Annotated in this window: 13 protein-coding genes; 12 read left to right on the plus strand and 1 reads right to left on the minus strand. The window is 43.3% G+C overall.

What is annotated here, in order from left to right:
• Nucleotides 1-57: 57 nt before the first annotated feature.
• The 5 genes from yidC (at nt 58) to ACFQ2O_RS15545 (ending at nt 4,550) form a co-directional block, all read left to right on the plus strand.
• Nucleotides 58-1,887 (plus strand): membrane protein insertase YidC, encoded by a 1,830-nt coding sequence (gene yidC / locus ACFQ2O_RS15525; RefSeq protein ID WP_377529563.1) that lies wholly within the window; start codon nt 58-60, stop codon nt 1,885-1,887.
• Nucleotides 1,888-1,972: 85 nt separating this feature from the next.
• The gene (locus ACFQ2O_RS15530; protein WP_377529566.1) at nt 1,973-2,203 is read left to right on the plus strand and encodes a hypothetical protein; all 231 of its coding nucleotides are present in this window, start codon (nt 1,973-1,975) and stop codon (nt 2,201-2,203) included.
• A 195-nt stretch (nt 2,204-2,398) separates the two neighbouring features.
• Entirely contained in the window at nt 2,399-2,881 is a 483-nt protein-coding gene (locus ACFQ2O_RS15535; protein ID WP_377529569.1) for a DUF6438 domain-containing protein, read from the plus strand.
• A gap of 300 nt (nt 2,882-3,181) precedes the next feature.
• A complete protein-coding gene (locus tag ACFQ2O_RS15540; RefSeq protein WP_377529572.1) occupies nt 3,182-3,688 on the plus strand; it encodes a YsnF/AvaK domain-containing protein in 507 nt (168 codons plus the stop codon).
• A gap of 43 nt (nt 3,689-3,731) precedes the next feature.
• A complete protein-coding gene (locus ACFQ2O_RS15545) occupies nt 3,732-4,550 on the plus strand; it encodes a YsnF/AvaK domain-containing protein (RefSeq protein WP_377529574.1) in 819 nt (272 codons plus the stop codon).
• Between the two features lie 82 nt (nt 4,551-4,632).
• On the opposite strand, the gene ACFQ2O_RS15550 is transcribed toward ACFQ2O_RS15545, so the two are convergent.
• Nucleotides 4,633-6,288 (minus strand): ABC transporter substrate-binding protein, encoded by a 1,656-nt coding sequence (locus ACFQ2O_RS15550; RefSeq protein ID WP_377529576.1) that lies wholly within the window; start codon nt 6,286-6,288, stop codon nt 4,633-4,635.
• A gap of 82 nt (nt 6,289-6,370) precedes the next feature.
• On the opposite strand from ACFQ2O_RS15550, the gene ACFQ2O_RS15555 reads away from it, so the two are divergent.
• The 7 genes from ACFQ2O_RS15555 to ACFQ2O_RS15585 all read left to right on the plus strand — a co-directional run bounded on the left by ACFQ2O_RS15555 (nt 6,371) and on the right by ACFQ2O_RS15585 (nt 12,249).
• Nucleotides 6,371-7,051, plus strand: a complete 681-nt coding sequence (locus ACFQ2O_RS15555) for a metal-dependent hydrolase (RefSeq protein WP_377529581.1) — start codon at nt 6,371-6,373, stop codon at nt 7,049-7,051.
• An 8-nt stretch (nt 7,052-7,059) separates the two neighbouring features.
• The gene (locus ACFQ2O_RS15560) at nt 7,060-7,842 is read left to right on the plus strand and encodes a ParA family protein (protein ID WP_377529586.1); all 783 of its coding nucleotides are present in this window, start codon (nt 7,060-7,062) and stop codon (nt 7,840-7,842) included.
• 12 nt (nt 7,843-7,854) lie between these two features.
• Entirely contained in the window at nt 7,855-8,769 is a 915-nt protein-coding gene (locus tag ACFQ2O_RS15565) for a ParB/RepB/Spo0J family partition protein (RefSeq protein WP_377529591.1), read from the plus strand.
• A 6-nt stretch (nt 8,770-8,775) separates the two neighbouring features.
• Entirely contained in the window at nt 8,776-9,435 is a 660-nt protein-coding gene (locus ACFQ2O_RS15570; RefSeq protein WP_377529595.1) for a DUF5683 domain-containing protein, read from the plus strand.
• Nucleotides 9,432-10,148 carry a 4-hydroxy-tetrahydrodipicolinate reductase gene (gene dapB, locus ACFQ2O_RS15575; protein WP_377529599.1) on the plus strand — a complete coding sequence of 239 codons (717 nt, stop codon included), beginning with the start codon at nt 9,432-9,434 and terminating at the stop codon, nt 10,146-10,148. Before ACFQ2O_RS15570 ends, dapB begins: the two co-directional genes overlap by 4 nt.
• A gap of 10 nt (nt 10,149-10,158) precedes the next feature.
• Nucleotides 10,159-11,265 carry a signal peptidase I gene (gene lepB, locus ACFQ2O_RS15580; RefSeq protein ID WP_377529602.1) on the plus strand — a complete coding sequence of 369 codons (1,107 nt, stop codon included), beginning with the start codon at nt 10,159-10,161 and terminating at the stop codon, nt 11,263-11,265.
• 156 nt (nt 11,266-11,421) lie between these two features.
• Nucleotides 11,422-12,249: an IS5 family transposase gene (locus ACFQ2O_RS15585; RefSeq protein WP_377529604.1), complete on the plus strand. Its 828-nt coding sequence runs from the start codon at nt 11,422-11,424 to the stop codon at nt 12,247-12,249.
• Nucleotides 12,250-12,259 lie beyond the last annotated feature (10 nt).

The raw sequence follows: 12,259 nt of genomic DNA on the forward strand, positions 1-12,259 counted from the left end.
GCTATTAATAATGCTAAATTAAAATAAGCAAAATAAACACAATTCAATTATCAGTAAATGGATAGAAATCAAGCGATTGGCTTCGGATTGATGGCCGTGCTGCTGTTGGCTTACTCCTTCTTTTTTGCAGGAACGGATAAACCAGCAGAGCAAGTGGCGGTTCAGGAGATAGCCAAGGTAGAGCATCTGCAACAAAATAATGCAGTTGTAGAGGAAGACTCGCTGGCACAGTTTCGCAGAGCAGCAGCTCTGGGTGCTTTTGGCACTGCTGCAACTGGCGAGGCAAGCACAGTTACCTTAGAAAATGAGAACATCCGCGTTGCCTTTAATACAAAAGGCGGACAGGTAGAAGAGGTTCTTCTTAAAAACTACAAAACCTATGAAGGAGACCCGCTTCTGCTTTTCGATAGCGAAAGCAGCGAAACGGACATCGCTTTCAGAGCGGCTGATGGCAAGATCATTAGACTGTCTGATTTATACTTCACTCCTTCTGAGATAAAAGAAGTAGCTGCTGAAGGTAAAACAGGTAAGACCATTAGCTTCCGCGCAAACCTTGGCACTGGCCAATATATCGAGCAGGTTTATACGCTTTATGCAGAGAACTTCCTGATGGGTTACAAGCTTAACTTTGAAGGGCTGGACCAACAGGTAGCCGGTAATACCATGACTTTTACATGGAGCGACCGCTTAAAGCAACTGGAGCGTGACCTGAAGCAAAATCGTGCTAAATCTACAATCAACTACTACACAGCTGAAGATGGCTTCGATAACCTATCTATTTCAGAAACAGAAGAGCAGGCTCTGGTAGAGGAGCCAATTAAGTGGGTAGCCAACAAGCAGAATTTCTTTACAGCAGGCATCATTGCAGGCAATAGTTTTGCCGGTGCAGAGATGAAAGCCACCGTAGACCCTGCTGATACATTAGTGGTGAAAACACTGACTTCTCAAATTTACATCCCCACAAAAGATGTATTAGCAGGAAGCGGTGAGTTCATGTTTTACTTTGGCCCTAATGACTACAAGATTCTGAATAACATCGGAAACGATTTCGATAAGAACCTTGATTTGGGCTGGGGCATTTTCTCCTACGTAAACAAGTGGCTTATTATACCTGCTTTCGACTTCCTGGAGAACTACATCGGCAACTATGGTATCATCATTATTCTGCTGGTACTTTACATCAAAACAATACTGTTCCCGCTAACATACAAATCTTATGTATCGATGGCGAAGATGAAAGTATTGAAGCCTGAGATTGATGCGATAAAAGAGCGCAACGATGGCGATATGCAGAAGACACAGGTAGACACCATGAAGCTATACTCAGAGATGGGTGTAAGCCCACTGAGCGGCTGTTTACCTATGCTGCTGCAAATGCCGATTCTGTTTGCCATGTTCAACTTTTTCCCGAATTCTATCGAACTGCGTCAGGAGCCTTTCCTTTGGGCTAACGACTTGTCTACCTACGATGTGTTTGCACAATTACCGTTTACGATTCCGTTTTATGGTAGCCACGTAAGTATGTTTACACTACTGATGACGGCATCCACGATACTTTATACTTGGTCTAATAACCAGATAAACACTTCCATGCAGGGCCCGATGAAGTTTTACAGCTATTTGATGCCTCTCATCTTCATGTTTGTATTAAACTCCTTCCCTGCCGGCCTTAGCTTTTACTACTTTGTATCTAACATTGTAACGTTTGGCCAGCAGACTGCTATCCGTAAGTTTGTGGATGAAGGTAAAGTAAGAGCGAAACTAGAAGCTAATAAGGACAAGATCAAAGAGAAGAAGAAAAAAGGAGGACCTAGCTTTACCGAACGCATGCAGGAAGCCATGCGCCAGGCACAGGAACTAGAGCAGAAGAAGAAAGCTAAAAAATAATTTCTGCAATTCATTAAAAAGCCTCTCCATCACCGGAGAGGCTTTTTTTTATGTCTGAGGATAACAAATAGCCGTATGATGAGGCATGAACAGAATTAAACAAAATAAAATGAAGTCGCTTTGGCTGCTTATTCCTTTTGCCCTCTTCGCATGCCAGGAGCAACCAAAAGAGCAACCAGAAATCGAAAGCACGCACCCAACATTGGCCAATGACTTGGTAAAGGACTCGCTGGAGGCGCCATACACTGATACGACTGATAGTAAGCTCTATGACCGCTATAAAATTTCCGAAGAGGAATATGATATTAAAAAATAAGCAAAGAAGATTTTTTAATATCATAATACTGGAAGTAGTATAAACGCGGGCAAATTGTATTAGCAGCAGGTATTTTACTAATTGCAATGGCCTTTGAGGCTAATTTAAAACCCGAAGCTTTATGCACAGGAAGTATGGATGAGCAGTAGACCTTTATTGATGAAAAGACTACAATTTTACCATTGCTAGATAACTATGGCGAGATATAAAGTACTACTTCTCCTCTGCAACATGGTGATGCTTTTTATGTTATCCTGCTGTACAAGTATAGCTACTAAACCTGATGAAACTGCTCAGCCTGTTCTGCACTTTCAGAAAACACCGTGTTTTGGCACCTGCCCTGCCTATGATGCGACCTTTTACGCTGACGGTAGTATTAGCTACAACGGGTACCGTAATGCACCCGTCCAAGGTGAACAGCAGCTTGTTTTGAATCATGTACAACTAAGGCGGCTTTACCAGCAGATAGAGCAGTTGAATTATATGTCTTTCAAAGACACTTATACAAGCACCTTTACTGATCAACCTGCTACTTACTTAACTTTTTACCAGGAAGGCACGGAGGTAAAAAAAATAAAACATCAGCAAAACGGGCCAGAAGAGTTAAGGCTGTTTATTGAAGATATCCATAAAACCATTTTAAAGCTTTTACAAAAACAAGTAAAGCAGGAAAAGTAGCAGCAAGGCTGATGGCATTAAACGAACTAAACCTAAAAGGAAACTTCCTGAAATTATATCAAAGCCACCCCTGCTCAACATTTTTGCTTAAAAAGAGATAGCAAGGTTTAACTTCCTAATAAGCCGCCTCTACCAATAACAATCGTTCATTTACCTTCTTGTGAGAGACATATTTTACTCAAAAGTAACATGCAATCATTCACTCCTCGGGAACAAGAGTAGCTTACTCCCGTACAAGAATTATAGAGGATATGATTTACGCATCCTAGCAAAAGCTATATTTCAATATGGCCATATGTTATGAAAATGAACAAAAGCGAAGATAAAATACAAACTTCTGAATTTGAACAGAAACTTCAGGAAAGCATGTCTGGACAGCAGCGAACGTCGCACACACCTGACTTGGAAACCAGCCATACTTCAGAAACTATACCTGTAGTGGAAGAGACCGTAGAGGTGGGCAAAAAGGTAGTTGAAACTGGCAGAGTGAGAATCTCCAAGCAAGTGCGTGAAGATGAAGTGGATGTAGACCTGCCGATGGTACATGAGGAGATCGATGTAAAGCGTGTGCCAGTAAACACGCAGGTCGAAACTGCTCCGCCACCTGTTCGATATGAAGGCGACGTCATGATCATTCCTGTTGTTCGTGAAGAAGTGGTCGTGCAGAAGCGACTTGTAGTTGTAGAAGAGCTGCACGTAACCAAGAAAAAGATACAGACAAACGAAACACAGAAAGTTGTGCTTCGAAAAGAAGAAATAAATGTTGACCGAGTTAACAACAGTGACTTTAACTCAACCCAAGCCTGAGAATCAGGCATTAGTAAATTTTAAATTAAAACAGAATTAAGCTATGACACAACAAACAGAAAGACAAACAGTAATAGGAATTTTTGATTACGGCGTAGATGCACAGATGGCTGCCCAGCAGCTTGAGAAAGCAGGGGTTGCTAATAGCAAAATAGATGTAATTGTAAACGGTGCCAAAGATAAATCAACACCGGGAACAGCTAATAATACGACAAACGCAGATTCTAACAACAGAGTGGGCAATTTTTTCAACTCTATGTTAGATAACCGCGATGAGTCTGCAAGATATTCAGAGTTAGCGCAAAAAGGCTCTGTCGTGACAGTGCATACTACATCAAGAGATGAAGCCAGGAAAGTAGCTGAAACACTTGATAAGTGTGGAGCAATTGATGTAAATGAAAGAGCTTCACAAGGTGGCACCATGACAAGTTCTGCAAAAGGCAAATGGACTGACTCAAGTGCTTCTATCCCTGTAGTTGAAGAAAATATGCAGGTAGGCAAGCGCGAAGTTGAAACTGGTGGTGTAAGATTGCGCAGCCGTATTGTAGAGCGTCCGGTGGAAGAAAAACTGCGCCTGCGCGAAGAGCATGTGCATGTAGAAAGAAACCCAGTGAACCGACCAGCAAATGAGAAAGACCTGGCAAGCTTCAAAGACGGTGAGAAAATCATGACAGAGCATGCTGAGGTTCCATTAATGAAAAAAGAAGCTCGTGTAGTAGAAGAAGTTCGTTTAGAAAAGGATTCTACGTCAAGAGAAGAGACTGTGAAAGGTACGGTACGCAAGCAGGATGTAGAAGTAGACAATCTAAAAACTGATGTTAACAACAGGACAGATAGAGACATCAGAAATGACAGAAAATAAGCTAAAACAGCTTAAATAATACAACATAAAAAAGCCAGCTGAGCATTCAGCTGGCTTTTTGCTTTTCTAAAGAGTGCTATACTTACAATTTGTTTACCCGTTCCAGTTTCAGCGTATTCATCGGGTTCGCTTCTAAACCGGTAATGTTGTTCTGTGTCAGCATGATTACTTCATCATAGAACAAAACAATAACCGGAGCCTCCTCCATCACTATCTGATCCATTTGCTGATACATGGCCCAACGCTTTTTAACATCACGCTCTAACTTGGCCTTTTCGTACAGTCTATCAAACTTGTCATTCACAAAGTGTGTTTTATTAGGGCCTGCCGGTGAGAAGTTCTTGCTGTAAAATAATGCCAGGTAGTTCTCAGCATCAGGGTAATCACCTAACCATGACTTCATAAAGAATGGTGCCCTGCCATTGTCTACCGTCTCTTGATGCGCAGGTGCCTGGTTGATATCTATCTGCACGATCGCCCCTATCTCTGCCCACTTCTTCTGCATATACTCCGCCAGCTCCTTATGTTCAGCCACTGTACTAAGCCGCATCTCCAAAGGCTTATGAGCATTGTAGCCAGCTTCTTGAAGTAGCTTTACAGCCTTCTCAGGATTGTATGTATAACCGGTAACTAAACTATCGCTAAAAGATGGAAGAGACGGTGGCACCATACCAGCATGCCCGGGTATGCCCATGTTATTTCTGAAGTAGGCTATCATTTCCTTTTTATTTATCGCGTAACTTAAAGCCTGGCGTACGCGCTTATCCTGTAAGGCAGCATTGGTAGCTTTTAAATTGGCTGGGTCAAGCTGAAAGCCTATGTACTCGGTATTAAGATAAGGTACTTTCTGAACGGTAAATTTATTTCTGAAGTCTTCCTGCAGTGTTCCATCATTGTTTAAGATTAAATCTCTGGATCCTTCTTTTATACCTGAAAGATAATCTAACTTGCCTTGCATAAAAGTCAGAAACTCAGACTTTTTATCTGTGATAAATGATATCTGCACAGCATCAAGATAGGGCAATTGCTGCCCCTGCTCGTCCTTCTTCCAATATTTTGGATTTCGGTGCATGACAATAGCGTTCCCTTCATCCCACAGTTTAAACATAAAAGGTCCAGTTCCTACAGGATTTTCCCTAAAATCTTTGCCATACTTCTCTACGGCCTCACGCGGAACTACATAAGCATAGGGCATTGTCAGAATTTCCAGAAAAGCAATGAAAGGTTCATTTAAGTATACTTTAAAGGTACTATCGTTAACTGCCAGAAAAGCAGTGTCTGCAATGGTTCCACTTGCATTCGTTAAAACTTTATCATTGAAAACCCAAGCACCCGTGCTGGCAGTGGCCGGATCAATGATTCGCTTAAAGGAATACTCAAAGTCATAAGCAGTAACCCTCCTTCCTTCACCACTTTTAAATACCTCGCTATCATGGAAAAAAACATCCTGCCGAAGGTGGAACATATAACTCCTACCATCTTCTGACACCTCCCAGCTCTTAGCTATACTTGGTCCGGTTTTAAGTTCCTGATCTAACTCTACCAATCCGTTATAAAGCTGCGTTATTGCTCTGATATTTGCCTGATTTCGTGCAAAAGCCGGATCAAGTGAAGTTAAAGCTTCAGGTTGGTTATACCTGAAAACAGATTTATCCGTTTCTCCTTTATCAGCCTCAGAACAGGCAGAAAACAGCACCAGAACTGTGGATAAATAAAGGCCTAGGGTTCTAAATTGCATCAATCTTTGTGGCTAGAAATATGTATATTTGTGCAATGTAAAGTATCTTGCGTAGATAAGTAAGAACTAAATATAACTCATTATGAAAATAACGTACTACGGACAGTCTTGCTTTTTATTCGAAATAGGAGAAAATCGTGTGTTGTTCGACCCCTTCATCTCCCCTAACGAGTTGGCATCCAACATCAACGTAGACGACATCAAAGCTGACTATATTCTGCTGTCACACGGCCACCAGGACCACGTGCACGATGCAGAGCAAATTGCAAAGAACAATAACAGTACCCTTGTAGCTATTCATGAAATAGCTACCTGGTTTGGCAACAAAGGTGTAGAGAAAACTCACCCTATGAACATCGGAGGTAAAGTTACACTTCCGTTCGGAACTGTTAAAATGGTGAATGCCATACATTCCAGCTCTCTGCCTGATGGCACCTATGCTGGCACGGCAGCGGGGTTTGTGGTAGAAACAGAAAATAAAACGTTCTACTATGCTGGTGATACCGCCCTCACCTATGACATGAAGCTGATACCAGAACAATTTGACGTAGATTTTGCCCTGATGCCTATTGGTGATAACTTCACTATGGATATTCATGATGCTATGGTAGCAGCAGACTTTGTTCAGGTAGACACGGTGATAGGAATGCATTTTGACACCTTTCCGTACATCAAAATAGACAAAGACGAGGTAATGGAAGTGGCGAAAATGGTTGATAAAGAACTTATTTTGATAGAGATAGGTCAGACTATCGAATTATAGCGGATAGAATGGGAAAGATAATCGCGGTTGCAAATCAGAAAGGCGGTGTAGGCAAAACTACAACAGCCATTAACCTGGCAGCCAGCCTTGCAGCCTTAGAGTTTAAAACATTATTAGTGGATGCAGACCCACAGGCAAATGCCACGTCGGGTTTAGGCTTTGATCCAGCCACAATCACCAGCAGCATATACGAATGCATGGTGGAAGACGTGAAGGCGGCAGATATTATTCTGCAATCGCCTAATATCGATTTCCTTGACCTGATCCCTTCTCACATCGACTTAGTGGGTGCTGAAGTGGAAATGATCAACATGCCGAACCGCGAGGAGAAGATGCGGGAAGCGCTAAGCAGCCTGAAGCAGCAGTATGATTTTATAATCATCGATTGCTCTCCTTCGCTAGGCCTTATCACTGTTAACTCTTTAACAGCCGCCGACTCCGTAGTGATACCTGTGCAATGTGAATATTTTGCCCTGGAAGGTTTGGGTAAACTATTAAACACGATTAAAATCATACAGTCGCGCCTGAACATGGAACTGGCGATTGAAGGTATTCTGCTTACCATGTATGATGTGCGCCTGCGCCTGTCTAACCAGGTAGTGGAGGAAGTAAAAACTCATTTCCAGCAAATGGTATTTGATACTATCATACCTCGAAACGTGAAACTGAGCGAATCTCCGAGCTTTGGTATACCTGCCTTATTGCACGATGCAGAAAGCAAGGGTGCGCTTAGTTACCTGAACCTGGCCCGTGAAATAGCAGAGAAGAACAGTGTAGCGCTGGCGAAATAATTACTCGAGTACATGTCTGAAAATAAGAATTCTGCACCAAAACGCAAAAGTGGCCTTGGACGAGGCCTTGGATCTCTATTAGAGGGAAATAAATACACAGGAAAAACGGAGACTTCCACTTTAAACGAAGTTAATACTATCGCAGATATAGCTATAGATCAAATACAAACGAATCCATACCAGCCCCGCACGCATTTTGACCAGAATGCGCTGGAGGAGTTGGCTGAATCTATCAAAGTTCAAGGAATTATACAGCCTATCACGGTGCGCCAGCTTAACCAGGATAGCTACCAGTTGATTTCTGGTGAGAGACGTTACCAGGCTTCTAAAATAGCAGGCTTAAGTGTTATACCAGCTTATATACGAAAAGCTGACGACCAGCAAATGCTGGAAATGGCTCTTATTGAGAACATACAGCGCGAAAACCTTAATGCTATTGAGATTGCGCTCTCCTACCAGCGCCTACTGTCTGAGTGCAGCCTGAAGCAGGAAGAGCTTGGCGACCGCGTTGGTAAAAAGCGCACAACGGTTACCAATTACCTGCGTCTCCTTAAGTTGCCGCCAGATATTCAAATAGGTTTGCGCGATAATCTTATATCCATGGGCCACGCCCGTGCACTGATCAACATTGATACGGTTGAGCAGCAGTTGGATGTGTTTAAAGAAGTGGTAGCAAAGGAGCTATCAGTGCGTAAAGTAGAAGAACTGGTTCGAAACCTACAAAACGCGAAGAAGAAGCCTGAGGCACAACAAAAGCTTTTGTTTAACAAATATGAGGATGAGTTAAAGACTGTACAGACTAAGCTGTCTTCTCAGTTCGGAACCAAAATCCAGGTAAAAGCTAATGATGATGGCAAAGGAGAAATCAAAATTCCTTTCGTATCAGTAGAAGAACTGAATCGTATATTGGAAATACTAAATTACTAGTTCTGAATGCGTCTGAAAGTAGGCACGGTTATATGGTTGCTGGGTTTAGTTTTATACTTTGCCCCTATCGCCCCTCTACAGGCGCAGGTAATGACTGTTGGGCCTGATTCAGTACTTGTGCAAGCAGTAGTTACTGACTCTGCCGTAGAGCGAAAAAGCTTCTTTTTAGAAAACTGGGATAATCCAGCGAAAGCGGCTTTGTTTTCTGCCGTTGTACCAGGAGCCGGACAGTTTTACAACAAAGCCTATTGGAAGGTACCTATCGTGTACGCTACAGCAGGTGTTCTAACCTTTTTCTATATCGACAACAACAACAAGTTTCAGGAATATAATTTAGCTTACTATCAACGGATAGACGGTGATCCTACTACAGTAGATAAATTTGCTAACCACAGCGTTCTTGGTACTGACCAAGGAGACAGGGCTGTTAGTAATATAAAGTATCGCAGAGACTTCTGGCGTCGAAACCGAGACTTAACCATTATTCTTTCCGTAGCTGCCTGGGGCCTTCAAGTTGCTGAAGCCTATGTACACGCACATTTAAAAGATTTTGATGTATCAGATGAGCTGGCGCTCCGTATGCAGCCAAGTTTGGTACCCATACAATCTCATCCGGGCAGCATCACACCTGGAGTTACATTGACACTATACACTCGTTCTAAATGAAAATTCTACTGATTGGCTACGGCAAGATGGGCAAAACCATCGAGCAAATGGCTACAGCCAAAGGCCATGAAATTGTGGGCAGAATCAGCCATGAAAATGTGCAGGAACTTCATCAGTATACTGCTGAAACTACTGATGTGGCTATTGAATTCACACACCCGGAATCTGCCTTCGATAATATCAGCTACTGTTTGAATAATGGAATCCCTGTAGTCTCTGGTTCCACAGGGTGGCTTGATAAATTTGAGGAAGCAAAAAACTTATGTAGAGAACATAAAGGCGCATTTTTTTATGCCTCTAACTTTAGCGTTGGTGTAAACCTGTTCTTCCACTTTAATGAGTACATTGCCAGCAAAATGCAAGCTTACAAAGCATATGATGTAGCTATTAGGGAAGTACACCATCTGCAGAAAGTTGACAAACCGAGCGGAACAGGCATTACAACAGCAGAGGGTATACTAAGCAGCTATTCAAATTTAGAAGGTTGGGTGGCAGATAATCCGGAAGAAAAAACTAAATTAAACATTGCATCGGAGCGTGAGCCTGATGTGGTAGGCACACATATTGTTACCTACAGTTCCGATGTAGATAAAATTGAACTAGGACATATTGCCCATAGTCGTGCTGGTTTCGCCGAAGGTGCTGTGATGGCCGCTGCATGGTTGCAAGGCCGCCAAGGTGTATACGGCATGAAGGACCTGCTTAACCTGTAACCATAGCTACATGAACGTAAAATTTTGGGATAAAAAGGCGGAAGCCAAAGAGCCAAAAAAGAAAAAAAGCTTTGCCCGTGAATGGGGCGATGCTATTTTATTTGCTGTTGTAGCGGCCAGCTTAATTCGCTGGGCAACCTTCGAGGCTTATACTATTCCCACTCCCTCCATGGAGAAATCACTTTTAGTCGGTGATTTCCTGTTTGTGAGTAAGCTGCACTATGGCCCCCGCACCCCTATTACTCCTTTGCAGGTGCCACTAACGCACCAAACCATCTGGGGAACCAATATTCCCTCCTACTCCGATGCCATTCAGCTTGCCCCACACCGCTTACCAGGTTTTTCTGAAGTAAAGCGCAATGATGTGGTGGTCTTCAACTACCCTCCTGAGGAAGAACACCCAGCCGACCTTCGCACAAATTATATTAAGCGTGCCATAGGTTTACCTGGAGACTCTCTGCAGGTGAAAGACATGCAGGTATTCATCAACGGAAAAGCAGCTGATAATCCTGAGAAGCTACAGTACAAGTACATAATAGTACCTACTATGCAACTCTCAGAAAAATTCTTCCAGGACCGCAATATTAACTTAGACGGTTTACAATATTATGAAAGCGGGTACGCAATAGATGCTTCACCTGAACTTGCCAAAGAAATCGCTTCCCTTGATTTCATCAAGGATGTTATACTTCTGAAAGATGTTCCGGGTAATGCAGAAGCTGCTGTTTTCCCTCACCAGCCAAGCAAGTACCTTTGGAACAAGGATAACTATGGGCCTATCTATATTCCGAAGGAAGGTGCAACAGTAGCCATCACTCCTGAATCGCTTCCGTTATATGAGCGCGTTATTCTGGAGTATGAACGTAACGAAAATGCTGAAATCCGAGATGGTAAGCTATTCATAAACGGGCAAGAGGTGACGCAGTATACCTTTAAGCAGAACTATTATTTTATGATGGGTGATAACCGCCACAACTCACTTGACTCACGTTACTGGGGTTATGTACCGGCAGATCACATTGTTGGAAAGGCTGTCATGATTTGGATGTCGACTAACCCGGAAGGTGGCATGTTTGATAAAATCCGTTGGAGCCGTATTTTCAACACCATCAACTAACAACCAATTACAAGACTACAGTAAAAAGACAAAGCCAGGTTATTATACCTGGCTTTGTCTTTTTATACCATGAGGCTGTTTAGAGTTGTTTAACTTCCAAGGAATTAGGCAGGTAAAAGTGTTTGCAAAGACATTTTAACCCCAAGTCCTAATCCGATGGAAGTCATAAGCGAATATAGCATAAATAAGTGGATCGTACCACACCTGAGCGTAGGGAAAAGAGGCACTAAACTGCGGGCCAAGCCCTCAGAGATTGTAGGGGCCATTCTCTACCGGCTCAAGACAGGGTGCCAATGGCGGGAGCTGCCCACGAAAGCGTGCATCCATGGAGCTGGTTTGAGCTGGCAGGGCGTGTACCACCACTTCAGGAAATGGGCCGCGGACGGCAGCCTGGAAAAGGTTTGGACGCAGCTTTTAAAGAGCAAGCGCAAGCTGTTGGACCTCTCTTCGATGCAGCTGGACGGGAGCCATACCATCTGCAAGAACGGTGGGGAGCATGTGGGCTACCAAGGCAGGAAAGCGGCAAAGACCTGCAACAGCCTGTTCCTCTCTGACAGCAAGGGGCAGCTGCTGGCCTGCAGTGAGCCTGTATCCGGTGCCCACCATGACCTGTTTGAGATAGAAAGGGTGTTCCGGGAGTTGTGCAGCCTGCTCAGAGAAGCAGGCATCCAGACAGAGGGATTGTTTTTAAACGCTGACGCCGGCTTTGACTCGGAAAACTTCAGGCGCCTGTGCGCAGAGATGAAGATCGAAGCAAACATCGCCTTTAACCCCAGGAACGGGGAGGGCAGTGAAGAATATGTATACTTTGACCAGGAGCTCTTTAAACGCAGAACGGTCATCGAGCATGCCAATGCCTGGCTTGACAGCTTCAAGGCGCTGCTCATCAGGTTTGAAACAAAGGCCAGGCACTGGCTGGTACTACACTTGCTGGCTTTTACAGTGCTTTTTATCAGGAAAATAAATAAATTAGAAAAACCCTAAACAGGTTCCA

It is taken from the genome of Pontibacter rugosus, from assembly GCF_042678745.1.
Taxonomy (GTDB): Bacteria; Bacteroidota; Bacteroidia; order Cytophagales; family Hymenobacteraceae; genus Pontibacter; species Pontibacter rugosus.

Coding starts and splice junctions, on each gene's coding strand:
- ACFQ2O_RS15540 (WP_377529572.1), top strand. CDS start 3,182: ATGAAAATGAACAAAAGCGAAGATAAAATACAAACTTCTGAATTTGAA.
- ACFQ2O_RS15530 (WP_377529566.1), top strand. CDS start 1,973: ATGAACAGAATTAAACAAAATAAAATGAAGTCGCTTTGGCTGCTTATT.
- ACFQ2O_RS15535 (WP_377529569.1), top strand. CDS start 2,399: ATGGCGAGATATAAAGTACTACTTCTCCTCTGCAACATGGTGATGCTT.
- lepB (WP_377529602.1), top strand. CDS start 10,159: ATGAACGTAAAATTTTGGGATAAAAAGGCGGAAGCCAAAGAGCCAAAA.
- ACFQ2O_RS15585 (WP_377529604.1), top strand. CDS start 11,422: ATGGAAGTCATAAGCGAATATAGCATAAATAAGTGGATCGTACCACAC.
- ACFQ2O_RS15550 (WP_377529576.1), bottom strand. CDS start 6,288: ATGCAATTTAGAACCCTAGGCCTTTATTTATCCACAGTTCTGGTGCTG.
- ACFQ2O_RS15570 (WP_377529595.1), top strand. CDS start 8,776: ATGCGTCTGAAAGTAGGCACGGTTATATGGTTGCTGGGTTTAGTTTTA.
- ACFQ2O_RS15565 (WP_377529591.1), top strand. CDS start 7,855: ATGTCTGAAAATAAGAATTCTGCACCAAAACGCAAAAGTGGCCTTGGA.
- dapB (WP_377529599.1), top strand. CDS start 9,432: ATGAAAATTCTACTGATTGGCTACGGCAAGATGGGCAAAACCATCGAG.
- ACFQ2O_RS15555 (WP_377529581.1), top strand. CDS start 6,371: ATGAAAATAACGTACTACGGACAGTCTTGCTTTTTATTCGAAATAGGA.
- ACFQ2O_RS15560 (WP_377529586.1), top strand. CDS start 7,060: ATGGGAAAGATAATCGCGGTTGCAAATCAGAAAGGCGGTGTAGGCAAA.
- yidC (WP_377529563.1), top strand. CDS start 58: ATGGATAGAAATCAAGCGATTGGCTTCGGATTGATGGCCGTGCTGCTG.
- ACFQ2O_RS15545 (WP_377529574.1), top strand. CDS start 3,732: ATGACACAACAAACAGAAAGACAAACAGTAATAGGAATTTTTGATTAC.